Genomic DNA, 26858 nt, shown 5'->3' on the forward strand with positions numbered 1-26858 from the left:
TTTTATAAACTAGTTTAACAATCTAATAAATAATCATGAAGTTTAAATACTAGTTCGGAATTAATTGAAAAAATTAGTCTAGCTAGATAACGTATAGTTATTAGATTGTTTAAATATCTACAAACAAAACAATGTTGTAGGAAATATAATAAAATATACGCTTGCAATTTACGTAAATCAAAATCTGCTTTAAATCATTCCACTCAATAGATTTTTTTAATTTTCTTAATTCAAAAACAGGGAAGTCTACCTGGAAAATTAATATTTAATTACAATTAATATGTATGTGACAGGCGGTTTCACAAAAATTATTACGTGAATTGTACAAAGTTACAACCTGATTCGGCAGTAAATAACTTTGGAATTATAAATAAAAATGACAAGTTATAAACATTTATGTAAAGTTTCTTTAAAATAAGGGGGGGATATGAAGTTTAGCACAATATTGATAAAACCTGATGTAAGGTCTCACAGAAAGAACCTTTAAACAACTGAAATAAAACCTCCTAATAAAATCAAGCACAAGCGTAGATTAAGAATTTAATAGTTACGATACTATAATATTAGGCACATATCTATGTATATTAGATCTTTAAGCTAATACCCATACCTCTTTGCCAAATTCATGATGGTTAAAGAGGATGGGAATTATATAAGGGAGATTTCAATTTTAATTGACCGCGCAGCTGTTAAACAACATGATTTTGAAATAAACTATCGTAGATATGATAGTGGATCATATCAGCTATACTCAACAGAGAATTGAAATGAGTGTAGCAAAGAATTAATGAATAAATCGCTCTGTTTTAATATTGTAAATATAAAATACATTAATACGTATTAATTATTGATAACATTAATCCTAATCACAAAACATAGCTTTTACACAAGTTCAGTTAGACAATTTGCTATTTATATACAATCTTACTTTATCCGAAATCTACATATATCACTAATTATTTTTCATTTCTAAGAGATTTAATGAGCTTCTCTACCATTAAGCTTTCTTTTTCAGTGAGTTTTAATCCAATTTTTTTTTCAATAGTGGAAATAGTAATAACATCTGCATGATTAACAATTAAGTCGTTTTGTTTAAGTTGTTTTTTTATAAGTTTTTCTTTTAATTGTTTCATTTCTTCACTTATAGCTTCTTGTTCTGTAATAGCATATTCTTCAGTTTGTCTTACAGATTGGTGACCAAGCATGTCTTTTACTACGTGAATTGGAACACCATTCGCTAACGTAACAGTACTCCCAAATGTTCGTCTAGCTTTATGCGTATTCAAGACAGTATTAAATTCACATAACACTGCTATTTCCTTTAAATATTCATTCATCTTTTGATTTGATTTAACAGGCAATACTCTATCTGTAGCAACACAGTCAGGGTCATTTTTGTATTTTTCCATTATTTCTAAAGCCTTGGGAAGTAATGGGACATTAAATTCAGATTTAGATTTTCTACGATTATCTCTTATCCATAGGTCCCCATCTAAACCTTTTATAATATTTGACTTCTGTAACTTATACACATCACTATAAGCAAGGCCTGTATAACATTGAAAAACAAATATATCTCTGATAACATCTAGTCTTTTAGTAGTGAAAGTTTTGCTCTCTAGAATATATAGTTCTTCATGTGAAAGAGGCTTTTTGTTAGGTTTAGTTTTCTTCCCTTTAAACAACATAAATGGATCTTTAGGGATGTAATCTTTTGCAACTGCTCTTAAGACAATCTTTTTGAAATTTGCTATATACTTTAATGTTGTATTATTATTACAGCATCTTACTGTTTTCAGATAGAGTTCATAACCTTTAATAAAATCAAAATTCAGTTGTTGAAATTCAAGATCATCAGCATTGTACTTTTGTTTTATATAATCCTTTACATGAGATCTAGCAGTAACATATCTGTCGTATGTCCCCTCAGCAATTTCTCCAGATGGAATTAGAGCATATAATTCATCATTGTGCTTCTGAAATTCGGATAATACATTGTTAGAATTTGAAGTTTTACCATAATATGAGTCCATTATAGATTGCGCTGTAATCTGAATCTCTTTGCTTTGAAACATTTCGGCTAAATTTTCAATTTTTCTATTTAGTTGATCTAAATGGTTATTAAGAATTCTTGCATCTTCTTTTGTCCCAATTGCTCTATTTTTTCCTTGATCCCATCTAGATGCTAACCACTTTTTTTTAGTAGATGATTCTCTATAGCTTCCATTAACAAGGATTCTAAAATATATAAAGCGTAAATCACCTATATTTTTAGAAGCTTTTAAAAAAAATGTGACAGAGATGTTTGTGTTCAACATATCATAATTTATTAAGTGAATAAATGTAGATCAAATCAGTTTCTTTATCAAGATGTTTATCTTTTGAATTTGTTGATAATCAGGATTATAGTGTGATTTTCGTGGCAATTTTGACGAGGAGAATTATTGCCACGATTATGCCATAACTTTTAGGAGTGTTTTTGAAAATTATGGGATAGGTCTAAAATTAAAAAAGCCTGCAAATCATTGTTTTGCAGGCTTTTAGTGTTTTTATATGCTTTTTTAAAAGCTTTAAAACTAGTCTTGGCGGAGAGGGCGGGATTCGAACCCGCGGTACCGTTTCCAGTACGACAGTTTAGCAAACTGTTCCTTTCGGCCACTCAGGCACCTCTCCGTGTTTCGACACTGCAAACATAAAGCAAAAAATCGATTCTACAAACTTTAAAGCGAGTTTTTTTAATTTTTTTTTGTTGTTTATTATTAACAATCTGAAAGTCAATAATTATACTTTTAGTCTTGCTTAATCTTTTCTTTTACTTAAATCATAATCGATACGTACATGATAAATACTCATCAACATATTTTTGAAAATTGTACTTACATCGCTGATATCTTTGAGTGTAATATTAGCATTGCTGAACTGCTTTTGAGCCAATTTATGTTCTACAATTTTATCAACCAGCATGCTTATAGAGTCCTTTGTCGGCTCTTTTAGAGACCTGGCTGCTGCCTCTACAGAATCAGCTAGCATTAATACGGCTGTCTCTTTAGAAAATGGGTTAGGACCAGGGTAGTGAAATAGTGTCTCATCTACAAGTTTATCTGGGTTGTTTTGAATAAATTCATTGTAGAAATAATCTACACGCGTCGTACCGTGGTGAGTTCTTATGAAATCAATAATTACCTCTGGTAATTGATTACGTTTAGCAATTTCAATTCCTTTAATTACGTGTGAAATAATAATCTGAGCACTTTGTTCGGATGTTAACTCTTGATGTGGATTAATTCCCGTTTTTTGATTTTCAATAAAGTAAAGAGGGTTTACAATTTTGCCGATATCATGATACAATGCGCCGGCACGTACCAATAAGGAATTTCCTCCAATTTTATAAATTGCCGATTCAGCAAGGTTGGCTACCTGTAGTGAGTGCTGAAACGTCCCGGGTGCTTTTAACGACAATTCACGCAGCAATTTTGAGTTGGAGTTTGTTAATTCCATTAATGTTAGATCGGAAACTATTCCAAACAGCTTTTCGAAAGCATAAATCAGTGGATACGCCAATAAGGTTAAACCAACGCTCACAAAAAATGGTAAAATATCTATCCAATAAATACTACTAAAAGATCCATTACGTGTCAAAACTAGACCTATAAATCCGATGATATAGGTGGCTAGTATTAGTAAGCTGGATATCAAAAACTGCTCGCGTTTTACCATCGTTTTGATGCTGTATATCGCAACTAGTCCAGACATGAATTGTAAAAACACAAAATCATAACTGTTCGGTACGAATAGCGCAGTAATTAACACCATTAAAAGATGGATATTCAGGGCAACACGAGTGTCGAATAGGATGCGGAAAATAATGGGTACACCACAATAAGGGATAAAGTATAAACTGGAAACACGTAATTGTAGTGCCCACGAAAATACGCCCAGCATACCGAGGATAACTATGTATATAATTGCTAAAAGTCTATTGTTGTTGTATATGTTTTTGCGGAAGAAATACAAAAAAACCATCAATAAGGCCATCGCTAGCCCAACGACTAAAAATTGTCCTAAAGATACATACGTTTTATTTCCTGATATGCGGGCTTCATCCTCGAATACTTTTCGAAGCGATTCTAGTTTTTGGTATGTATCATTATTAATGATTTTGTCTTTTTCAGCGATGAGTTCACCTTTTTGCACCATGCCACGTGTGGAGGATATGTTGCTTAATGCGGTTTGCTCGATTTTATTGGTTAACGATTCGTTGAAGATGTAATTTACAGTGATGTAATTTTTTAATACCTCTTCTAACCAACGTTTCTTAGTTACCGAAGCATCTTTCTCTAGCGCGTAGTGTGCATAGTTGATCGCTGACTCGATTGTAAAACAATCGGCGGTGTTTTTTTGTGTCGCTAGATTATTGTCGATTAAGGTGAAATTGTAATTTCCTTCTGTTTCACTAACTTTTTCTGCGTCAGCACCTTTATTTTGGTAACGATTATTGAGGGACAGTATGCCACGATTGTATACATACTCAAGAATGTCAACACCTTTTTGTTTGTATTTTTGAATATCCAATGTAGGAATAGTATCCATTTGGCTACTCTGCCATTTTTCGGCTATGTCAGTAGTGAAGAGGTCTATTTGCTCCTTGTTGATTGTCTGTTGGAGGTTATATACAGGCTGAACCGTTTTCAAGATATATTGTTTATCTCGATCGAGCTCTTCTTTAGTTTTGTTGATTGAAAAATTGTAGGGTGAGATGAGGTTGTCGTGATTCCAGGCTTTACCTTTTTGGAACTCGTACTCAAAACGAGGCTGCTTAGGGAGAAATAAACATATTAGAAAAACAGTCAAAACAAGCATTCCATATTTAAGAATAGGAGAGTCGCTTTGCAATTTACTATCTATGTAGTTGATTTTTAGTTTTGCCACTTGGTAATTATATTGAAAATTTTACAACGTTATCAAACAAAAGTAACTAATTATAGTCTTAGTTTCTTACAGTCTATATATTATTAAGGGAATGTCAATAAGTGGATTTTGTTTTGAAATAGGCAAATATTAGGCCTATCTTTGTGCAAAAATTTAATAAAGATATTCATGTCAAATAATAAACATTTAATTGCTCCTTCAGTTTTAGCGGCTGATTTTGGGAATTTAGCGAGAGATGTTCAAATGGTTAATCAGAGTGAAGCGGATTGGTTTCATATTGATATTATGGACGGTGTTTTTGTGCCTAATATTTCATTTGGTTTTCCTGTGATGAGTGCTATTGCAAAACATGCACAAAAACCATTGGATGTGCATTTAATGATCGTGGATCCTGATCGTTATTTGAAAACTTGTAAAGATAATGGGGCAGAGGTTATTACGGTTCATTATGAGGCATGCACACATCTACACCGTACGTTAGCAGCAATAAAAGAGTTGGGTTGTAAAGCAGGCGTGGCTTTAAATCCACATACGTCAGTTCAACTGTTGAAAGATGTAATTCAGGATATTGATTTGGTATGTATTATGTCTGTTAACCCAGGTTTTGGTGGTCAGAAATTTATTCATCATACCTATACGAAGATCAAAGAATTGAGAGCGTTGGCTGCGGGTGTGAACGATAATTTACTAATAGAAATCGATGGTGGGGTGACTACAGCTAATGCGACGCAATTATTAGAGTCGGGAGCAGATGTGTTGGTCGCTGGATCATTTGTGTTTACAGCAGACAATCCAATTGATACTATAAAAGCGTTGAAGGATATTGACATCAACAGTCAATTAGCATAGAAAAAAGCGACAAATTTTAAAATTTGTCGCTTTTTTATTAAGTATTTGGCGTGTTTAAATACAATTTAAATCTATTGTTTAGATTGATTCCAAATTAATTTGATGGTTACTTGGATTAGTTTTAAACATTGATTTTTAGTATTTTTGCGCTAAATTTTGACGGTCTTTTGTTGACAAAGGATTGTCAAAATAGGGAGAATGTATTTTTGAAATAATATTTTAGGTTCTAGCATATTGTTTCAATATGATTTTATAACAACAAGGAAATAAAAAATGTTTTTTGCAGTTTTTATTTATCCTTTTAAACTTTGAAAGACAGATATATGAGTATTTACAACGATTACGTACAAGAGGTTGTAGAACGAAAAGGTCAGGGATTAAATCCTAAACCTATTGACGGAGCTGAATTATTAAGTGAAGTTATCGCTCAAATTAAAGATGTAAACAACGAACATAGAGCTGAATCTCTTCGTTTGTTTATTTATAATACATTGCCAGGTACTACTCCAGCGGCAGGTGCAAAAGCTCAATTTTTGAAAGAAATTATTTTAGGAGAGTCAGTAGTTGCTGAAATCCCTACAATATACGCTTTCGAATTGTTGTCTCACATGAAAGGTGGTCCTTCAATTGCTGTTTTATTAGATTTAGCTTTAGGTAATGATGAAGCAATCGCAAAACAAGCTGCTGAAGTATTAAAAACACAAGTGTTTTTATACGACGCAGATACTGCACGTTTAGCTGCAGCTTACGAAGCTGGAAATTCAATTGCTAAAGACATATTAGAAAGTTACGCGAAAGCGGAATTCTTTACTAAACTTCCCGAAGTTCAAGAAGAGATTAAGGTTGTTACTTATATTGCTGCTGAAGGTGATATTTCTACAGATTTATTATCTCCAGGTAACCAAGCGCACTCTCGTTCGGATCGTGAGCTACACGGACAATGTATGATGTCTCCTGCTCAACAAGCGGAAATCGTTGCTTTAAAAGCTGCTCATCCTGATGCTTCAGTGATGCTAATTGCTGAAAAAGGTACAATGGGTGTGGGATCGTCACGTATGTCGGGTGTTAATAATGTTGCACTTTGGACTGGTCGTCAAGCTTCTCCATACATTCCATTTGTAAATATCGCTCCAATTGTAGCGGGTACTAACGGTATTTCACCAATTTTCTTAACTACAGTAGACGTAACTGGTGGTATCGGTATCGATTTACAAAACTGGGTAAAGAAAACGGATGCTGAAGGTAATGTAGTTCGTAACGAAGCTGGCGATATCGTTTTAGAGCAAGCTTATTCTGTTGCTACAGGCACTGTTCTGACAATTAATACAAAAACGAAAAAATTATACAACGGTGATGTTGAATTGAAAGATATTTCTAAATCATTCACACCACAAAAATTAGAATTTATCAAAGCTGGTGGTTCATATGCTATCGTATTTGGTAAAAAAATCCAAACTTTTGCTGCACAAACTTTAGGTATCGAAGCGCCAACAGTATTTGCTCCTGCAAAAGAAATCACTAAAGAAGGTGCTGGTTTAACTGCTGTTGAAAAAATCTTCAACAAAAATGCGGTTGGAGTTACTCCAGGTAAAACATTGCATGCTGGTTCTGATGTACGTGTGAAAGTAAACATCGTAGGTTCGCAAGATACTACAGGTTTGATGACAGCGCAAGAGTTAGAGTCTATGGCGGCTACTGTGATCTCTCCAATTGTAGATGGAGCTTACCAATCTGGTTGTCACACAGCATCTGTATGGGATAAAAAAGCGCAAGCTAACATTCCTAAATTAATGAAATTCATGAATGACTTTGGTGTGATCACTGCACGTGACCCTAAAGGGGAGTATCATTCTATGACTGACGTTATCCACAAAGTGTTGAATGATATCACTATTGATGAATGGGCTATCATTATCGGTGGTGACTCACATACACGTATGTCTAAAGGTGTTGCTTTTGGTGCTGACTCTGGTACTGTAGCATTAGCTTTAGCGACTGGTGAAGCTTCTATGCCGATTCCTGAGTCTGTGAAAGTTACTTTCAAAGGTCAAATGAAAGAGCACATGGACTTCCGTGACGTGGTACACGCTACACAATTACAAATGTTGCAACAGTTCGATGGTGAGAACGTATTCCAAGGTCGTATTATCGAAGTACACATTGGTACTTTATTAGCGGATCAAGCATTTACATTTACGGACTGGACTGCAGAAATGAAAGCTAAAGCTTCTATCTGTATTTCACAAGATGAAACATTAATACAATCGTTAGAAATTGCTAAATCTCGTATCCAAATCATGATCGAGAAAGGCATGGACAACCATAATCAAGTATTGCAAGGTCTGATCGACAAAGCTAATGCTCGTATTGAAGAAATCAGATCTGGCGCTAAACCAGCTTTACAGCCTGATGCTAATGCTAAATATTTCGCGGAAGTTGTCATCGATTTAGATATCATTGACGAGCCAATGATTGCCGATCCAGATGTAAATAATGCGGATGTTTCTAAGCGTTATACGCACGATGTAATCCGTGATTTGTCTTACTATGGAAATGACAAAAAGGTAGATTTAGGTTTCGTTGGTTCTTGTATGGTTCATAAAGACGACTTAAAAATCGTTTCTCAAATTCTTAAGAATATAGAGGCTGAAAAAGGATATGTATCATTTAATGCTCCGTTAGTAGTAGCTGCACCGACTTACAATATCATTGATGAGTTGAAAGCTGAAGGTGATTGGGAATTCTTACAGAAATATTCGGGTTTCGAATTTAATGACGCAATGCCTAAAACAGCGGCTCGTACTGAATACGAAAATATTATGTACTTAGAGCGTCCTGGTTGTAACCTTTGTATGGGTAACCAAGAGAAAGCAGAAAAAGGTGATACGGTATTAGCTACTTCGACACGTCTTTTCCAAGGTCGTGTAGTAGAAGATAGAGATGGTAAAAAAGGTGAATCTTTATTAGCATCTACACCTGTAGTAGTATTGTCAGCTATATTAGGTCGTATTCCTACTATCGAAGAATACAAAAATGCAGTAAAAGGAATCAACTTAACAAAGTTTGCTCCAATTTCTACGAAATAGTTTTTAGGAAGATAAAATAGAAAACGGCTAATCTTGTAAAAGATTAGCCGTTTTCGTTTTACTTAATTATATTTATGTAATATTCTGTGTTATTATGAGAGCATTGGTTTTAATTTGTATTGTTTTTTCTTTGTGGTCTTGCAAAGGAGAGTTGGTTGGTGAATGTAGTTCCCCTTTTAAAATCACTGTAAAGGAATCGAAAATTATTGATAGTAAAGAAGTCTATTCGATTGAAATTAATAAAAATTCGAGCTGGTGGGTTAACTCTATTACAGTAAATGGTAAAGAACTGGATCTTGATAGGACCGTAATAACAACGAATAATTTTGTTTATGATAGTGAATTATTTATTCTAGAAAGAATTAGTGATCAGGCTATGAAAATAACTATAAAGGATAATTTTAGTGAACCTAAACTTGTAGTAGGGGTTCAATCGGGGAATTGTTTTAGTGGATTTACTATTGATTAACAGCAATAAATTGATTAATTTATAATAATAAGTATTCCAGTTGTTTATGTAGATGTTAGCAAAGTCTTTATTTATAAAATTAAATATAACAAACTATGAGTATTCAGAAAGCATTAACCATTGAAATAGAAAGAGAGAAAAATAATACCTTACGCATATTAAATGCATTACCGAAGGATAAATTTGATTACAAACCACATCCGAAATCTATGACATTAGGCGAATTGGCAAATCACGTAGTTGAATTGCATAATTGGGTTTCAATGGTCTTTACAACTGATGTTTTTGATTTTCATACGGATTATAAACCTTCTACTTTACAAACGGCTGAAGAATTAATTGAAGTTTTAGAAGCAGGTCATCTTAAAAATTTAAATTCGTTAAATACGTTGTCTGATGAAACTTATTTAACGAATTGGGCTTTGAAAGCAGGAGAACATGTAATTGTCGATTTACCCAAAGCAGGAGCATTTAGATTTATAGTTGCGAATCATTTAATTCATCATCGTGGACAGTTAGCACTCTATTTACGTCTTTTAGATGTTCCTGTACCAGGATTATATGGCCCTTCGGCTGATGAACAAGGTAAGTAACAATAATTTCATATAACAATAAAACCAGAGGTAATACTCTGGTTTTATTGTTATGAGGCTGATAATAAGATGTGATAGTTGTTTAGAATCTGTCTGAATTAGCTATTTACAGTCAATTTACATTAGTCTGATTATGATTTAGCATAATATTTGTAAATTGTATATAACTTTTGATAAGAAACATAAACAATTATAATATGGCTTTTGATATTGAAATGATTAAGAAAGTTTATTCACAATATGATGAGCGTATAACTGCGGCTCGTCAAGTTGTAAATAAGCCATTGACACTTTCAGAGAAAATTTTGTATGCACACCTTTGGGATGGTCGTGCGACAGAAGCTTACGAGCGCGGCAAGTCTTATGTGGATTTTGCACCGGATCGTGTAGCGATGCAGGATGCCACAGCACAAATGGCTTTATTGCAATTTATGCAAGCAGGTCGTCCAAAAGTTACAGTACCTTCAACGGTGCATTGTGATCACTTGATTCAAGCCAAGGAGGGCGCGGAGAAAGATTTAACAAGAGCTAAGAATGAGAGTTCTGAAGTATTCAATTTTCTAAGTTCTGTTTCAAATAAATATGGTATTGGATTCTGGAAACCAGGAGCTGGTATTATTCACCAAGTCGTGTTAGAAAACTATGCTTTCCCGGGTGGTTTAATGATCGGTACGGATTCACATACAGTGAATGCTGGTGGTCTGGGGATGGTAGCTATCGGTGTTGGTGGTGCTGATGCTTGTGATGTGATGGCAGGATTACCTTGGGAACTTAAATTTCCAAAGCTTATTGGTGTGAAATTAACAGGTAGATTATCAGGTTGGGCTTCTGCCAAAGATGTTATTTTAAAAGTGGCAGGTATCTTGACGGTGAAAGGTGGTACTGGTGCTATAGTAGAATATTTTGGTGATGGGGCGGAATCTTTATCTTGTACAGGTAAAGGCACAATCTGTAATATGGGTGCGGAGATAGGCGCGACAACGTCAACTTTCGGTTACGACGAATCTATGGAGCGCTACTTGCGTGCAACTGGTCGTGAAGAGGTTGCCGATGGAGCAAATGCTATTAAACATCATTTGACTGCTGACCCAGAAGTCTATGCTAATCCAGAAGTCTATTTTGATCAAATTATTGAGATTAATTTATCTGAGTTGGAGCCTTCGTTGAATGGTCCTTTTACACCAGATTTATATACTCCAGTTTCGCGCATGCGTGAAGAAGCTTCAAAAAATGGTTGGCCAACAAAAGTAGAGTGGGGTTTGATCGGTTCTTGTACGAATTCATCGTATGAAGATTTGGCAAGAGCAGCTTCCATTGCAAAACAAGCTGTCGATAAAGGTTTGATAACTAAAGCGGAGTTTGGTATAAATCCAGGATCTGAGCAAGTGCGTTATACTGCTGACCGTGACGGTTTATTAAAAACTTTTGAAGACTTGAATGCGACAATTTTTACAAATGCATGTGGACCATGTATAGGTATGTGGGATCGTGCAGGAGCGGACAAACAAGAGAAAAATACAATCGTACATTCGTTCAACCGTAATTTTGCAAAGCGTGCGGATGGAAACCCAAATACATATGCTTTCGTAACTTCTCCTGAAATGGTAGCAGCGATTGCGATTTCGGGTGATTTGGGATTTAATCCTGTTACAGATACATTGACCAATAAAAATGGTGAACAAATAAAATTAGATCCACCTAAAGGTGATGAATTACCTGCTCGTGGTTTTGATGTAGAAGATGCAGGTTATCAAGCACCGGCGGAAGATGGTTCTTCTATTTCAGTAGATGTATCACCTACTTCAGATAGATTACAATTGCTAGAGCCATTTGCAGCCTGGGAAGGAACGGACTTGACAGGCTTAAAGCTATTAATCAAAACTAAAGGTAAAACAACTACAGATCATATATCAATGGCTGGCCCTTGGTTGAAATACCGTGGACACTTAGATAATATTTCAAACAACTTGTTAATCGGTGCGGTCAACTTCTTCAATGATAAAACGGATAACGTTAAAAATCAATTGACAGGTGAATACGGCACTGTTCCTGCTACGCAGCGAGCTTATAAGGCAGCTGGTATAGGTTCGATCATTGTTGGTGATGAGAATTATGGTGAAGGTTCTTCACGTGAACATGCTGCTATGGAGCCTCGTCATTTAGGTGTACGTGCTGTATTGGTGAAATCATTTGCAAGAATCCACGAGACAAATTTGAAAAAACAAGGGATGCTTGGCTTGACATTTTTGAATAAGGATGATTACGATAAAATTCAAGAAAATGATTCTATCGATATTGTAGGGTTAACAACATTTGCACCGAATACACCATTGACGCTTGTATTGCATCATGAGAATGGTACAAAAGAAGAAATTCTAGCGAACCATACCTATAATGCTCAACAAATAGAATGGTTTAAAGCAGGTGGCGCATTGAATATCATTCGTAAAAATCAAGCATAATAATTACAATAGATTAGATTGAAAGCCTTACAATATTTGTTAGGCTTTTTTAGTTTTGAATAAACCAATTGAGACTTCCGATAGCATTACACTTGATGTCCATGAATGTTTCAGATAGTAATAATTGGAATATCAATTAAGCTGCTTTTCAGGATTAAAATAAGTGTCTTATACTAAGGTGTTAAGGCTGTGAAAAAAAGCCCAATCGTAAAATTGGGCTTTTAAAAATGTTATAGCGTGCTCGCGGAGGGAGTCGAACCCACATCGGCAGAACCGGAATCTGATATTCTATCCATTGAACTACGCAAGCGTCTCGCAAAAATATAACTTTTAAGCGAAAGTCAAACTAGTTTTTGAGATTAATGACCATGATCTTCATCCACGAAGTGAACTTCGAATTTTAAGTCTAAATCATTGTCGCCTGTGAACTTCGTATATTCTGTATTATTCCAGTCTTCGGCTGTGATATTTTTCTTCACATTTGGTCTCAAGTGACGCATTACATAGTTTAATACTACAGATGCTTCTTGCTTCACTGTAATATAAGCTGTGATGCCTACATTAGTCTCATCGGCGTATACAAAGTCTAATTCCGTGTTTTCCGCTCCCAATAAGAAAGCTTGGTGATTTTCTGGACGGTTTAAGAACGTTTGCTCTGAGGCTCTACCTGCAAAGTCTGTTGTCTTTAATTCCAATTTGTATGTATGTCCTACATGCAAGTGCAGATGCGTGCCAACTGGAGGTAAGTAAGTAGGAGCTTCGAATTTGATACTATGTGCTTCTTCACCTTGCATAGGCGTATAGGTTGCTTTCCCATCTTTTGTTTCTTTTACGACAGGGGTAAATATCAATGTAGCTGAATTTAACTGTTCTTGATCTAACTCTTGTGTTGGATCATCTTTTGTACATGACGAGAAAGTGAAAATGCTAATTAAAGCTAATAAAATGTAGTTTTTCATAATTTTCTGTTTGTGCTAAAATGTGTAATTTATTTTGATTGCTGTATTTCTTCCTATACTGTGTGTGTAATATCTAAAACGATCTAAGTAATCCTTGTAAGCTGTATTAAACATGTTTTCTATACTCAGTAATAAACTTATCGTTCTTGATTGTTGTGTTTTCCATGTAGTATTCGCGATAATATCAAAGGTGTGATAACCTGCTGGTGGTGCTGCAAAATCTGAATTTGCTTCGTAGCGAGATTGCTTAGCTTGGTACTGGTGTTTTAATTTGATATATGAACTATTGTTGTCCCGAAGTAAAAAGTTGTAGGCAATAGCCTGTTGTACGCGATCTGCAGGTATATAGGGCAGGTAGCTGTTTTTCGTTGTGTTTTTGGCACGTACCGATGAAAATGATAGTAGATAATCCCAATTTTGAGTCAACTGAACTTCAGCCTGTAGGTCTAGACCATAAAATACAGCATCATCTTGCTGGTATTGAAAGATCGGGAAGGTGCCGCGTATGGTCTGTTTTACAGCGTCTGGATTGGGTTGGCTGTATATGTAGTTGTCTATTACTTGTCCAAAAAGATCAGCATTCAGATTTAACCATTGGTTTTTGTAGGTGATTGTATTTACCCATTTCAAACCTTGCTCACTTTGTAAGTTAATGTTTCCAATCTCGTAAGTTCCCGTGCCATGGTGGATGCCGTCGCTATACAATTCGCTAGCTGATGGCGCACGCCATGCTAAAGCAAGATTGCTTTTCCATGTAAGTGCCTGAAATAGGGAAAGTGTATTCCCAATTACGCCTGAGAAATTACTAAAATCTCTGCGATCCTTTAATAAGTATTGCGGAGTAGAACCATCCGAATTTAGTTGATCATGTGCAAAACGGTAACCTGCCGCATCAAAATATTTGTAGTCGTAACGAGCTCCAATTTCTGCATAATGACGACCGTAATTGATTTTATGGCTTGCAAATAGGGCTACGTTATGGTTGTCAAAATTCGGAATTATAGGCGTAGTGCCTGTTCCAGATGTATTATTGTTGATTTGCAAAGATCCGAAAACGCCTATTTTCGTATTTCGATTTTTATATACCGCTTCGAGCTGTTGTGTCGTCAATACGATGTCTGCCATTGGTGTATTGTCAGATTGTACACGACGTAAATCATATTCACGACGGTGATTTTTTTGAATACTATAATACGTTTCTAACTTTTGGTTATTATCGATTTGATAGCTATAGCCTAATTTCGCTAACTGATGATTTACTGTTTGTTTAGGTGCAGTGATCGCATAGGAGAAATCGTAATTTTCGAAAGGACGACCGTACGCGATACGAGCAAATATATCTTCTTTTGTGCCTATGTGTGCACCCTGAAAAATACCCAATTCAGTACCGAAGTGACTTGTATATAAGTCTATCTTGTGATTGTTTTTTTTGTATTGCAAGAGTATGTTTCCATTCAATTCTGTTTTACCTGTGTTTCCGATATAATAATCAGAGGTTTTCAGATTGCCAGCTTTGATACCTGTGATCCCAGCTCTGTAAGAGAAGTTGTTTTTATTGCCCTCCAATTGTGTGTTGATGAATCCACCACGTCCATTGCTGTTGGCTCCTATATTGACACTACCTGCTACTAACTTATTTTGTACAATGTCTTGAGGCTCCATTTTCACTAAACCGCCAAGAGCATCAGCACCGTATCGGATCGCTTCCGCATTTTTTAGAATAGAAATTTTTTGATATGCAAAAGGATCAATTTCTGGGGCATGATCTAATCCCCATTGTTGGCTTTCGTGGCGAGTGCCATTATTTAATAAAATAATTCGATTGCCAAATAGGCCGTTGATCATTGGTTTTGCTATAGTTGCCCCTGTTTTTAAAGTGCTTACACCTGCTATGTCAGCTAATACTTCAGCTAGATTTTTACCTTGACTCTCTTTACGTTGTTCGATTTTTAAGGTGTTGGCAGTATTCGTAGTACCAACTTTTTGTATTGATATTTCATCCAAATTGATGGATTTGGGTGTCAATTCAATACTAAAAATAGTATCCTTAGATAGATCGATGCTTATTTTTTTAGAAGCATAAGCGATATGAGAAATGTCTAAATTTAAATTACCTAGTGGTAAGTCTTGTAAATGAAACTCACCTTGATGATTGGTTAATACCGTAATTTGATTGCCTACTTTAAGAAAAGCATGAACAACAATTTCTTTCGTCTCTTTATTTATTACCTTACCAGAAATGTCTATTTTTTGTTGCCCAAAGGATAAAAAGCTAATAAATAAATTGATAAAAATAAGTGTAATTCGCGTCATGTAAACTTTTAGTTGCAATAATGCTACAAAATTAACACAAATGCATCAATGTTGCAAATTAAATGCATCAATGTTGCAAGATTTTTTTTAAAACTTATTTTAAGCATATTTGTCTTATAGTCTGTTAAGTAGATGAGTTAACTCACTTTACTGTTTTTGACCTTATTGTATGAGATTTTCTATTTTTTACCTATTAATTGTTGCTTTATTTGCATCGTGTGGGATTCAACATAATGCACCAAGTGTATTAAATCCTAACCGTCAAATCCCTCCACGGACTACAATTGCTTTTGTGGATCAATTCGGAGCATTTTATCCGAACGATTGGCGTTCCGTGTATGGAATTCCACCCCGCAATGGGAAAAAGAATGCGTATTCGCTAAGTAAATTGGCCGAGGAGAAATCATTGACTAATGATTTGGTGAAATTTGAACAAGAGTATCTACGTCTACTGAAAAAGCATTTGTCTAATAAGAAGCGTGTTTTTGTATTAATCCATGGTTTCAATGCGAAAGCAAAAGAGGTGACGAAGAACTATGAACTTATTCAAAGTAAGTTGAATTTGACAACTTCAGATGAAGTGATTCAGTTTTATTGGGATGGACTTTACACTAAAAATCCACTATCCAGTTTAAAAACTTGGTTTACAGCATCCGACTATTCGCAGTACGCAGGAAAGTTTGCTTTACGGAAGATTTTGAACAATATTTCAAATAAGGAAGTTTATTTAATATCACATAGTCGAGGTGCATCAGTCATATTATCCGCATTGAGTTCTGCACCAATTGACAGTGTGAAGATGACTGATATTGTAGAGCACCATAATATTGATACGATGAGTCTGCAGCATGATTTAATTCGAAATCAACGCAATAAAATATATGCTATTGCTTTGGCTCCGGCCATTGGAAAATCTGATTTTGAAATCAATCATGAAGATTCAATTTATAATGTATCTTTTACGCCACAGTTGATGGCCTTTCATATTTCGACCAACAAAGATGATTTGATGCTAAAAAAGGTCGTTGGTTGGTTGTCGAATAAATTGAATTCCACTGATTTGGGTTATAAAAGTGATTCATTTGATAAGCTGGCGTCGTCTTATAAGTTTTTGAAGCGATCAGATTTTTCAGGGATGCGTTCTCATGATTTTACGCGATATATTAATAATCCGAACTTCAATTCAATTTTAAAAACCTATAAGATTAATAAAAAGTAGCATACAAGTTGAATTAATCATTCAACTTGTATTTCTTTATTAGCATAACAATAAATACTAGAATGGACATAAGGAATAGTATCCATGAGATTAAAGATATTCCGAGGTAAGCTGTTTGTTCTATATTTGCTAATAAGCAGGCTCCGATGAATAGTACAGCGGCAATCAGTAACATTCTGTTTAGGGAATTGTTACGTAATTCTTGACCTCTATATCGTTCAAATTCTCTGTGATTGACCGAAACCTTGAATTCCCCATTATTCAATTTGTCTACGATAGATGTTAAAGATTGTGGGGCAGAATGCAATAGTCTTTTCATTTCCCACAGCGTACCTATGTTTTCTTTCAGTATTTTATCTAAAGATATACGTTGAGTAGCGATTTTACTAATATAGGGTTTTACTTTGTCAACAATATTGAGAGAGGGAGAGAGTTCGCGACCTATTCCTTCCATTAGTACGATACCTTTTACAAGCAGGTAAATGTGCTCCGGCATAATGATATTGTTATCATTTAGTAAGTGAGAAAACTTACTAAATAATGCTTTGATATCTAATTCTTCAAGCGAATGGGTATTAATAATATCAAGCAACTCTTGAAAAGCACGTACCAGTAATTTATCATCTTTGATGTCAACATGTAGTGCCATCTTTTTTAGAGTATTAACCAATCGGGGAGCATCCTTATAGATAAAGTAAACTACAAAATCCTCTAGTAATTCTTTATCATGTGGGGACATCTTAGCTACAGCACCTAGGTCTATGAATGCTATTTTTCCGGTAGGGGTGACGAATATATTACCAGGGTGAGGATCTGCATGAAAAAATCCATGCTCTAACAGTTGTGTAAGATATAGTTCAAAGCATTTGTCTAATATTTTTTCAGGATCTAAGCCTAGAGATTGAATAGCTGTTTTGTCATTAATCTTGACTCCATTAATAAATGAAATGCATAAAATATTGTCGTTGCTCAATTTCGGATAAACCTGCATGGTTTGAATTTCCTTATGATCTCTAAAATTGCGAGCAAAGAGTTGTATGTTTTTTAGCTCATTGTTGAATGATAACTCCTCTTGCAAGTTTTTAGCAAAAGCATCAAACACATGTGTCAGATTAATTTCTTTTACGACAGAATAATAATTGGTTAATAGTTCAATAATATCCTTCATCAACAACAAGTCAGCGCTGACCATTTCTTTAATTCCAGATCGCTTTACTTTTAGTATAACATCTTCACCAGATTGCAATTTTGCTTTATAAGTTTGTGCGATTGAAGCAGAAGCGATAGCTGTATTGTCTATTTCGGAAAAATAATCAGCAACTACGATCTCTAGCTCTTTTTCAAGATGAGGTATCAAATCAATTTCTCCAGGCATAACATTATCCTGCAATTTTTTGAATTCCTTAATTAACGTTGTTGGAAACAAATCTTCGCGTGTTGATAGGGTTTGCCCAAACTTAACATACGTAGGACCTAGTTCCTCAATGGCACGACGTATTCTCTCGTAAAAGGCTGTATCCTGAGCTATCTTTGAATCATCAGCATTATTGTTGTTGGAATTTGAATTGTCTAATTTGGACTTGAAATCTTCGAAACCATATTTGGTCAAAATCTGCATGAGTTTCGCGGCTCTTTTTAATTTTGACTTTTGTCTATCTAATATACCTTCCATTGTCGATACTAATGATTTATACTAAAATACACTATTTAGTGTTAGTATTATGTCAATAAATCTTATGATGGAAGTTTAGATGTCTTCTAATTCAGCTCATGAGGTAATTGTTAACTATTTTATCCTTCATTTTCTTATACCAATGATTATCAGTGTCTCTTGGTATATTCTATCAAAATTGTCCACTTAATGTCCACTGTATAGACGGTAATAACAGGTATTAGGAGTTTATCTTTGCGTCTGTATTGTATTTACCTGTGAAAAATTTGATTCAATAAGATTTTCAAAGTGTGATTTATTTGAAGTTTTGCGTGATGAAAAAATTGAATGATTATATAATGATAGGAATAATACGGCCTTTGACTAAGCTATAAAATTTATTGTAACTCAGTAATAGAAATGAAGATGAATGTATTGAAGCGAAACGGCTATATGATTCTTAGTATGTATCTAGCTATTATTTTATTTAATAGTTGTGCTAAACAGGATACAGCTAATTATGGGATCACCGATACTCCTGTACACCTAAAATTAAATAGTAATAGTTTATCACCAGTAAGTTCAACAGTTCCTAATTATACTTTTTCATATGGTGTTTTCATGATCTCATCTAATGATTTGAACTTAGCGAATGGAATCGAAAGCAATCGTCAATATAATTTTGATGTACAGACATCTATATCAACATTGGTTGGAAATCCAATCTATTATCCGCAGTCTACTCCAGTCAACCTAATAGCCTATGCACCATACAAAGCTGGATTATCGAATATATATCCTTTAGATATTTCTAACCAAAGCGATTTAAAAGCTATAGATTTACTATATAGTAATGGGATCAAAAACATCAATAAGCAGGAAAGTCCAGTTTCAATATCCTTTGACCACCAATTAAGTAAGATTGTATTTTCGCTATACAACTTTGATAATACTACGGCTGGATTAGAAAATGTAAATATTGCATTAAAGGGGTTTCCCTCTCAAGCTGAATTTGATCTAGCGAATGGAACTATTTCAAATCCTATCATATCCACTAATCCTATAGCTATTGGACTAGGGCGTGAAGCTATTGTTATCCCTAACAGCACATTGACTAATAGAGTATTTTCTTTCGAATTAGACGGATTCTTTTATGAATATACGCTGCCAAATTTAGACGCATTCGAAAAAGGAAAAGTCTATAATTACTTAATTACGATTAATAATAAGAAAATAACAGTTAGCCTATCGAACATAACACCTTGGGTTAAAAATTCTAGCGGTATTGATGATTCAGGTATAATAAGTGCAGATCCTATCGAATATGCTTATATCCCAGCAGGAATCTTCCAAATGGGTGCACCTGACACCTCTACTACGAGTATTACAGATAAACCTCAACATTGGGTGAAAATTAGTAAAAGTTTCTACATGAGTAAATATGAAATTACAGTTGCGCAATATGCTGAATTCTTGAATGCCATTAGCGTAACATCTGAAGGGAATGGTAATATCTATCATAATTTCAACGGAAAATCAATTTATTTGTTTTATTCACTGGATGAGAGTACGCCTTATTTTGAAAATAATAAATGGAGAGTCAAACTAGGTCGTGAAAACTACCCTATGCAAGGTGTTACATGGCGTGGTGCGCTAGCTTATGCGCAATGGAAAGGGGCTACATTACCAACAGAAGCGCAATGGGAATATGCGTATCGTGCCACAACTAAAAACAAGTTTTTCACTGGAAACTTTGCAAGTGAAATGATGGCTTATGGCCATTATTATAATAATACAGGAGGTTTTGTTCAACCAGTGGGACAGAAACTATCAAATCCTTGGGGATTATATGATATAGCAGGGAATGTATTAGAATGGTGTCTAGATGGGCCTAGTAATAATTCGATATCTTCTTATGTATCGTATAGTGATGAATTCAATCCTCTTATTGATCCTGTAGGAATAATAGATGACACGGGAAATGCTTATTACCGTGGCGGTAATTACTCTGCACCTGTGCAAACAGCATCAGCATATTATAGAAATAGTGTTAGTAGATCATATTCCGCTTGGCAAATCGGTTTCAGAATAGTATTAAACCCGTAATAAATAGAATCTGCAAAAATGTCAAATACAAAAATTATATATACATTATTTTTTCTTTTGAGCCTATTGCATTCTTGCAAGAAGGATGATTCAATACAAGAAAAGGAAGTACAAAATGAATACATATACTTCAACATTGCTATTAATAGGTCAAATAGTGCTGATGCGTATGGAATAGAAACAAAATTAGCTCTTTCAGCTCCAATTAGCAGAACTGATTTTAGCACTCAATTTACGGTTGGTGATAGCATTGGTGTTTTTGCAGTACCTACAGGGCAGCCATTGGCTAATTCCAGTAATTTAATACATAATATTAAAGTCACTTACAATGGTACAGATTGGCAGTCAAATATAAAATGGCCACTAGGAAATCCTAATTTGGATTTCTACGCTTATTATCCGTACGATCCCCAAATGACAAACCCTAACGATTATAAATTCGTAATAAAATCTGATCAAAGTAAGAGTAATAATTATGCTGCTTCAGATTTAATGTCTGCAAAATCAGTAAATAAAAATATAGGTTCTACAGTTTCTTTAAATTTCACACATCTATTGACGTTGATGCAAGTTGAACTGCCGGAGACTTCTTCTACAGGTGCTATACCAGACCCTCGTTTAGAAATCATATTAAATAAATTGCAGAATACCACCACATTCAATCTAAGTTCGAATCACTTGACTATGAATCCAACAGTATTTACAAGTATTCGACCTCATCGTGTGGAACAAACAGGTAGTGCATCATTTAACGATACATATACTTACCGAGCTTTGGTACCTGCTCAGACTCTCCCTGCTAACCAAGATTTTATTATAATGAATCAAGGTTTTACTTCAAAAGTCTCCAAACAAAAAAACACACTTCAAATGACTGCAGGTAAATCATATCGCATTTCTGTTGATGATTTTCCTTCGGACAATATTAGTACCGTTTTTATTAAAGCAGGAACATTCTTAATGGGAAATCCTGATCCTAATGCCTTAGGCTTTCAAGGCGGGCCGGCGCATTGGGTAAAACTGACAAAGGATTTCTGTATGACCAAATATGAAATAACAATTAGTCAATATGCAGAGTTTTTAAACGCTATCGGTGTCACAGCTCCACAGGATGGATTAGTAATGCTACAAGGAGAAGTATTGTATAACAATGTAAATAACGAAAGCACTTTGCCAATATATGATATGGTGGCGAACAAATATACTACTACTCCAGGCTTCGAAAATTATCCTATGAATTTGCTTTACTATACTTCAGCCAAAGCATATGCTACTTGGGCTGGTGGCAAACTTCCTACGGAAGCACAATGGGAGTATGCAGCACGAGCAGGATCTACAACTCCATTTTATTTTGGTACTCAACAAGATTTATTAACGGATTACGCTTGGATTTCAGAAAACAGCAACTATAAGGCACAAGCAGTAGGTCAAAAAATTCCGAATGCATGGGGCTTATACGATATGTATGGCAATGTAGCAGAAATAACAGACGACAAAAATACAGATTCTAATACAATAGACCCATATCCAACTATTAGCACAAAGGACAATCCTCTTATTGATCCTATAAACCGATCTGGTTCTTCATTTATCATCCGAGGTGGTAGTTTTATCAGTACCAAGAGTACTTCTAACTCCTACTTAAGATCAGCAGTAGTTAGTGGAAGTGCTAATTATAATGTCGGTTTTCGCGTAGTTTTTGAAAAGTAGTACATCAGATAAGTTTGAATAGAATATATACTTAATAAATAGAATAATAAAAATAAATATGAAAACTCAATTATTAACAATCCTAGCAGTTAGTACAATAACATTAAGTTCTTGCTATAAGAATGAGAGTCCAGAGCCTGAATTACAGGCTATAAATTTTAACGGTAAGATTAATAATCTTCAAGCTACTATCAATACTGGCACACCAAACACTACGTGGGCTAATAATGATGAAATCGGTTTATTTATGGTTAATAGAGGTACTTCAGGTGTTACTGAAGGTTATAGTAATCGTAGGTTTACTTACACTGCTGGGCAATTTGCTGCGGTTAGTGGACAAGAGATGTATTATCCTGTTTCAGATAGTAAAGTAGATTTTATTGCCTATTATCCTTTTTTTCCTGGAGGTGATATTAATTTGCCGCTTATGATTAATGTTTCTAATCAATCAAATCCTTCAAGTTTGGATTTATTATATGCAAAATCAACTAATTCTGGAACTGGATTTAATAAAACCGCTGGGGTAAATGTTCCACTAGAATTTAATCACATGTTGAGTAAAATAATTATAAAACCATTAGCTGGAAATGGATTTAGTAATATAGATCCATCATGGACGAGTATGAGCGTAATAATTAATGGTTTAATTACTCAATCTTCTTTTAACCTGAATACTGGAACTTTAGCTCCATCATCCATAGTTTCAGGGCCAATTGTGCCGTTTACGCGCGCGATGGGTGTGTCTTATGAAGCAATCGTAATTCCTTCTATTTATCCAGCAGTTGGCGCAGTTACATTTAGTTTTCAGTTGGCCGGAAATTCATATGTATGGAAAAGTCAAGCAAATGAAACATTTGAAGCTGGAAAAGAATATACCTATACTATCAATGTTAATAAAACTGGTGTAACATTGGGCGGTCTTACTATAAACGATTGGCAAAATGTATCACGATCTGGTGTTGCTAATTAAGTAGCGTAAAGCGTCTTGAAAATAGCTTGTTGTTGCAAGTAAATTAAAGAGCCAGTATAAGTGAATAACTTACTGGCTCTTTATAATTTATTCTATTTTTTTCTTGAGTCTTTGTTTTGCTTTTTTAATACCCTCCACTGAAATACATAGGAGATCGCTCATCACATTGTTACTTAAGTTCAGCTTTTGCAACGCTAATAGCTTTTGGTCGTTCTCTGTGATTTTAGGATATTTTTCTTTAAATAATGAGAGATAATTTGGATATACTTTATTGAATACGAATTTGAATTGTATCCACCGTTCATCAGTCATTATATGTGATTGAAGAAGATTATTCAGTTGATCCAATGCATCTTTAACTTGTGGTTGATCACCTTTTGTCTCTGTTATTATTTCTTTTTTTAGCTGTTTTATAGTTTCGTTGTTATGTTGGATTGTATTTGTAAATTCATTCAGCGATTGTTGTAGTATTAACATTTCTTGGTCGAGCAGCTTTTTCTCATAGTTGATTTTTAGTTGGTCTTTCTCTAAAGCTGCATTTTTGATCTTTATACGTGCTTTAGATTTATTAATTAAGAGTACAATCAAGCTGAAAATTAGTAAAAATAATGCTATGGTAAATAAAAATAAGCGAATCGTATTTTTACGTTTTTCCTCTATCTGGCCTATGGAGTCTATATACCTGTCTTTTTCAGATTGCCAAATAGTACGTTGAATTTCTTTACTATCATTGATGATATCTATAGAATCCCTTAGTTGAATGTAATTATTGAGATGTGTTACTTGGTCATGAATTTGATTGAAACCATTTGCGATTTTTGCAAGAGCATGTTGAGCCTCCATTTTGTGTTGCAAATAGAAGGGTTTGTCCTGCATAAGATGTATACTGGAAATTATATGATATTTTGCAGAATTCCACATTTGCATGGCTATATAATAATTACCTAATTCGATATGCGATCGCATGGCATCATGATGCTCTTCAAATTTAGTCGATAGTCTTATATTTTCTTTAAGTAGTTCAATTGCTTTTGTCTTATTCCCTTTCTGCCATTCAAATTTTGATAAATTTCCATATATTATTCCTATCCAAACGGAATCTTTAAGTTCATTTGCTACTTTTAGTGCTTCATTATAATTAACTACTGCCTTATCTTCTTGTTGCAAATCTTCATTTAGTATGGCTATTGAATTTATGTGGTTGATTCGCATTCTGGATGAAGTCAGTGCATAAGGTAAAGCTTCATTGAGATATTCTATCGCCTGGTGGTAATCACCAATATATCTATAAAAAGCAGAGGTAAATTGATAGTGTTCTAGAATATGAGGTATCTTATTAGGACGGACTTTTGACTTTAGATGATTAGCGTGTAAGAAAAAGGGAAAAGCATTAACAACTTTCCTATATACAAAGTTGTAATAGCCTTGACGAATATAGGTGATCATTTCCAATTCTATAAAATCATGTTTTCCCAATATATTACGAGCTAATGTGTAGTATCTATCAGAAGTAGGGTTAGTGTTATCAAATGCAATCGAGAAGCCATCTGCGATTCTTATATAGTAAGCCCATTGAAGTGAGATATTTTCATTCTCTTGTGCGTATACTAATAAGGGCTGTAAATTCTTTTTTAATGATGTGGTGTCTTTACCAAAGTTTAACGGAAATGTGAGAATCGCTTCAATCTGTTGGGATTTATCTTTGATGTTAATGATGTCTCCTATAGTTGATGCTAGTGAGATCTTAGTTAATAGAAAAAATATTAATAATGTTAGTATTAATGGGTTTTTAAATTTCATTGAGCTATTAAGAATGTAGGTAGTTTGATATTTACTTCAGTAACGAATGTGAAACATTAGATTTTAACAAATTTCACGTTGAAATGATAATAAACAACAAAAAATATTCATTATGTTATACATAGGTGGTTAAATGGCAGTGTGATGCTTGCTACAATTTTAATCAAAATAATTGAAAAATGAAATTGAATGTAAGGGTTGAGTCGTAAATAATGGAACTAATATTTTATGTTGTTGCTCAAGCCATGAGATGGGATGTGATTTTAGAATTTTTGTATCACAAATGCAGGAGTGGTTGTTTGAATGAGATTACTTGAATTTGTTTGAAATGAAGGTTGTTAGTTTTCGGCATTGCGAGACAGAATGAAGACACAGAATACTAAAATAAAATTATGGGGCATTTTAGATTGCGTAATAACTACGCTATTACTTACTGAGGCAGTCACTATATAACATTTCACAAATGTGAAGCGATTGTGAAATGTTATTTTTAATCAATGAGTGGTCGTTACTTTTTTTGCAGTGAAAAGGAACTCACAACAATATGTGCGGTGGCTTATAAAACAAGCATATTATTTCTTCCATAGACTCTGATCAAAGAGATAACGTAATGTGAAAGCCTGTTGATTGTCCATACCACCTTCTCGAAAATGAAATGATGCTGTGAATTTACCGTCAATGTGTTTTCCACGAAATGGAATCCATCCAAGATCAAGTCGGTTGTACTTATCACGATGATAAAACGAATCTCCATAAGGAAGGTTTATAGCATCACCTAAGTATAATGTATTGTGTATAAAAAATTGTTTATGAGCTAAATGTATGTTACTGATGAAAGCTTTACTTTTTTTTGTGTATTCTGAACGTAGACGATCATACCCCAAGACAGTGCCTGCATCAATAGTCAATGAATCCAAGGTTGTATGTTTACTGAAATCCAACCCCAGACGTAAAGTCAATACGGCATTATCTTGAATGTGCTCATTGGGGTTTTCTGTACTTGTCAAGGCGTTGTGATAGAGTGTTCCATCATTAGCAAAATAAACTTTGCCAAATTTATAGATCCCCGAAATGCCTACGATAAATCGTTCTCTTGTTTTGCTACCTTGTTTGCTTAACCAATCAATAAAAATCAATTGATTCATTTTATTTTTACTGTATTTGAAATACATACCTTCTAGGTTAGGTCTGTCGTATAGTAAGGTGTCAGATAGGATTAAGCGGGGTATGTTTTTTAGTTTTTCATGACGTGGAATAAAACCAATTCCAAAATCGATTTTATCTGAATTAAAGTTATAATAGGCTATAGGATTTAAGCGCGATTTGTTTTGTGAAGAAATGCCAAAATCTTGATTATAATGCACGCCACCTACAAGTCTGTGTTGTTGGTCTAGCTTTAAGTAAATTTTTGGGGAAAGGGTAGTCCCAAAGAATGTTTTATCTATCGTATATGGTGCTTTGTATTCTCGATTGTCTGCGTAACCAAAGAAGTCTATTTTTGTTCCGAGTTCTTGGCTGCAAGCATTTTGAATTGAGCTGATGAGCAATAATAAATAAATAAGTGCGCGATATGTCGACAAGTTCATTATTTGGTGGTTTTGACAAAAATATAAAAAGTTGAACATAAATTGGTATTTGTTGTATAGAGAGTAATGCAAATATATATTAGTGGAAGAATTAGGAAATATTATATTTGTACGAAGAAGTTCAATAGGATTTACCAATTTTTCAGTAATCAAGAT

16 protein-coding genes and 2 tRNA genes are annotated in these 26858 nt (G+C 34.4%); 9 read left to right on the forward strand and 9 right to left on the reverse strand.

Annotated elements, in window-relative coordinates; translation table 11 throughout:
• Positions 1–956: 956 nt before the first annotated feature.
• The 3 genes from IPZ78_RS06245 to IPZ78_RS06255 all read right to left on the reverse strand — a co-directional run bounded on the left by IPZ78_RS06245 (position 957) and on the right by IPZ78_RS06255 (position 4929).
• Positions 957–2318: a site-specific integrase gene (locus IPZ78_RS06245; RefSeq protein ID WP_225552140.1), complete on the reverse strand. Its 1362-nt coding sequence runs from the start codon at positions 2316–2318 to the stop codon at positions 957–959.
• 265 nt (positions 2319–2583) lie between these two features.
• A tRNA-Ser gene (locus IPZ78_RS06250) sits at positions 2584–2673 on the reverse strand.
• A 126-nt stretch (positions 2674–2799) separates the two neighbouring features.
• Complete coding sequence (locus tag IPZ78_RS06255; protein ID WP_225552141.1) at positions 2800–4929, reverse strand: HD family phosphohydrolase; 2130 nt, start codon at positions 4927–4929, stop codon at positions 2800–2802.
• A gap of 168 nt (positions 4930–5097) precedes the next feature.
• Between IPZ78_RS06255 and rpe the strand changes: the two genes are divergently transcribed.
• The 5 genes from rpe to IPZ78_RS06280 all read left to right on the forward strand — a co-directional run bounded on the left by rpe (position 5098) and on the right by IPZ78_RS06280 (position 12388).
• Complete coding sequence (gene rpe, locus IPZ78_RS06260; RefSeq protein ID WP_225552142.1) at positions 5098–5778, forward strand: ribulose-phosphate 3-epimerase; 681 nt, start codon at positions 5098–5100, stop codon at positions 5776–5778.
• Positions 5779–6101: 323 nt separating this feature from the next.
• Complete coding sequence (locus IPZ78_RS06265; protein WP_225552143.1) at positions 6102–8864, forward strand: bifunctional aconitate hydratase 2/2-methylisocitrate dehydratase; 2763 nt, start codon at positions 6102–6104, stop codon at positions 8862–8864.
• A 94-nt stretch (positions 8865–8958) separates the two neighbouring features.
• Positions 8959–9333, forward strand: a complete 375-nt coding sequence (locus IPZ78_RS06270; RefSeq protein WP_225552144.1) for a hypothetical protein — start codon at positions 8959–8961, stop codon at positions 9331–9333.
• Positions 9334–9428: 95 nt separating this feature from the next.
• Positions 9429–9926 carry a DinB family protein gene (locus IPZ78_RS06275; RefSeq protein ID WP_225552145.1) on the forward strand — a complete coding sequence of 166 codons (498 nt, stop codon included), beginning with the start codon at positions 9429–9431 and terminating at the stop codon, positions 9924–9926.
• A gap of 197 nt (positions 9927–10123) precedes the next feature.
• Positions 10124–12388, forward strand: a complete 2265-nt coding sequence (locus IPZ78_RS06280) for an aconitate hydratase (protein ID WP_225552146.1) — start codon at positions 10124–10126, stop codon at positions 12386–12388.
• 238 nt (positions 12389–12626) lie between these two features.
• On the opposite strand, the gene IPZ78_RS06285 is transcribed toward IPZ78_RS06280, so the two are convergent.
• From IPZ78_RS06285 to IPZ78_RS06295, 3 genes are all read right to left on the reverse strand, one after another.
• Positions 12627–12698 (reverse strand) — tRNA-Arg (locus tag IPZ78_RS06285).
• 49 nt (positions 12699–12747) lie between these two features.
• Entirely contained in the window at positions 12748–13347 is a 600-nt protein-coding gene (locus tag IPZ78_RS06290) for a hypothetical protein (protein ID WP_225552147.1), read from the reverse strand.
• Between the two features lie 15 nt (positions 13348–13362).
• Complete coding sequence (locus tag IPZ78_RS06295; RefSeq protein ID WP_225552148.1) at positions 13363–15660, reverse strand: TonB-dependent receptor; 2298 nt, start codon at positions 15658–15660, stop codon at positions 13363–13365.
• Positions 15661–15829: 169 nt separating this feature from the next.
• On the opposite strand from IPZ78_RS06295, the gene IPZ78_RS06300 reads away from it, so the two are divergent.
• Positions 15830–16879 (forward strand): alpha/beta hydrolase, encoded by a 1050-nt coding sequence (locus tag IPZ78_RS06300; protein WP_225552149.1) that lies wholly within the window; start codon positions 15830–15832, stop codon positions 16877–16879.
• Between the two features lie 13 nt (positions 16880–16892).
• On the opposite strand, the gene IPZ78_RS06305 is transcribed toward IPZ78_RS06300, so the two are convergent.
• Complete coding sequence (locus IPZ78_RS06305) at positions 16893–18551, reverse strand: ABC1 kinase family protein (protein ID WP_225552150.1); 1659 nt, start codon at positions 18549–18551, stop codon at positions 16893–16895.
• A gap of 399 nt (positions 18552–18950) precedes the next feature.
• Between IPZ78_RS06305 and IPZ78_RS06310 the strand changes: the two genes are divergently transcribed.
• The 3 genes from IPZ78_RS06310 to IPZ78_RS06320 are packed head-to-tail and all read left to right on the forward strand — an operon-like array spanning position 18951 to position 23316.
• The gene (locus IPZ78_RS06310) at positions 18951–20636 is read left to right on the forward strand and encodes an SUMF1/EgtB/PvdO family nonheme iron enzyme (RefSeq protein WP_225552151.1); all 1686 of its coding nucleotides are present in this window, start codon (positions 18951–18953) and stop codon (positions 20634–20636) included.
• An 18-nt stretch (positions 20637–20654) separates the two neighbouring features.
• On the forward strand, positions 20655–22346 hold the full coding sequence (locus tag IPZ78_RS06315; RefSeq protein ID WP_225552152.1) for an SUMF1/EgtB/PvdO family nonheme iron enzyme: 1692 nt from the start codon (positions 20655–20657) through the stop codon (positions 22344–22346).
• Between the two features lie 58 nt (positions 22347–22404).
• Positions 22405–23316, forward strand: coding sequence for a fimbrillin family protein (locus tag IPZ78_RS06320; RefSeq protein ID WP_225552153.1), 912 nt, complete (start codon positions 22405–22407; stop codon positions 23314–23316).
• 87 nt (positions 23317–23403) lie between these two features.
• On the opposite strand, the gene IPZ78_RS06325 is transcribed toward IPZ78_RS06320, so the two are convergent.
• Both IPZ78_RS06325 and IPZ78_RS06330 read right to left on the reverse strand, forming a co-directional pair.
• Positions 23404–25116 carry a tetratricopeptide repeat protein gene (locus IPZ78_RS06325; RefSeq protein ID WP_225552154.1) on the reverse strand — a complete coding sequence of 571 codons (1713 nt, stop codon included), beginning with the start codon at positions 25114–25116 and terminating at the stop codon, positions 23404–23406.
• 572 nt (positions 25117–25688) lie between these two features.
• On the reverse strand, positions 25689–26702 hold the full coding sequence (locus IPZ78_RS06330) for a hypothetical protein (RefSeq protein WP_225552155.1): 1014 nt from the start codon (positions 26700–26702) through the stop codon (positions 25689–25691).
• Positions 26703–26858: the final 156 nt, after the last annotated feature.

This window comes from Sphingobacterium bovistauri, from assembly GCF_020295405.1.
Taxonomy (GTDB): domain Bacteria; phylum Bacteroidota; class Bacteroidia; order Sphingobacteriales; family Sphingobacteriaceae; genus Sphingobacterium; species Sphingobacterium bovistauri.

What these genes read in the sequence shown, in the direction of transcription:
- IPZ78_RS06245 (WP_225552140.1), bottom strand. Translation starts at nt 2,318, where the DNA reads ATGTTGAACACAAACATCTCTGTCACATTTTTTTTAAAAGCTTCTAAA.
- IPZ78_RS06330 (WP_225552155.1), bottom strand. Translation starts at nt 26,702, where the DNA reads ATGAACTTGTCGACATATCGCGCACTTATTTATTTATTATTGCTCATC.
- IPZ78_RS06325 (WP_225552154.1), bottom strand. Translation starts at nt 25,116, where the DNA reads ATGAAATTTAAAAACCCATTAATACTAACATTATTAATATTTTTTCTA.
- IPZ78_RS06270 (WP_225552144.1), top strand. Translation starts at nt 8,959, where the DNA reads ATGAGAGCATTGGTTTTAATTTGTATTGTTTTTTCTTTGTGGTCTTGC.
- IPZ78_RS06280 (WP_225552146.1), top strand. Translation starts at nt 10,124, where the DNA reads ATGGCTTTTGATATTGAAATGATTAAGAAAGTTTATTCACAATATGAT.
- IPZ78_RS06310 (WP_225552151.1), top strand. Translation starts at nt 18,951, where the DNA reads ATGAAGATGAATGTATTGAAGCGAAACGGCTATATGATTCTTAGTATG.
- IPZ78_RS06315 (WP_225552152.1), top strand. Translation starts at nt 20,655, where the DNA reads ATGTCAAATACAAAAATTATATATACATTATTTTTTCTTTTGAGCCTA.
- IPZ78_RS06295 (WP_225552148.1), bottom strand. Translation starts at nt 15,660, where the DNA reads ATGACGCGAATTACACTTATTTTTATCAATTTATTTATTAGCTTTTTA.
- IPZ78_RS06275 (WP_225552145.1), top strand. Translation starts at nt 9,429, where the DNA reads ATGAGTATTCAGAAAGCATTAACCATTGAAATAGAAAGAGAGAAAAAT.
- IPZ78_RS06265 (WP_225552143.1), top strand. Translation starts at nt 6,102, where the DNA reads ATGAGTATTTACAACGATTACGTACAAGAGGTTGTAGAACGAAAAGGT.
- IPZ78_RS06300 (WP_225552149.1), top strand. Translation starts at nt 15,830, where the DNA reads ATGAGATTTTCTATTTTTTACCTATTAATTGTTGCTTTATTTGCATCG.
- IPZ78_RS06320 (WP_225552153.1), top strand. Translation starts at nt 22,405, where the DNA reads ATGAAAACTCAATTATTAACAATCCTAGCAGTTAGTACAATAACATTA.
- IPZ78_RS06305 (WP_225552150.1), bottom strand. Translation starts at nt 18,551, where the DNA reads ATGGAAGGTATATTAGATAGACAAAAGTCAAAATTAAAAAGAGCCGCG.
- IPZ78_RS06290 (WP_225552147.1), bottom strand. Translation starts at nt 13,347, where the DNA reads ATGAAAAACTACATTTTATTAGCTTTAATTAGCATTTTCACTTTCTCG.
- rpe (WP_225552142.1), top strand. Translation starts at nt 5,098, where the DNA reads ATGTCAAATAATAAACATTTAATTGCTCCTTCAGTTTTAGCGGCTGAT.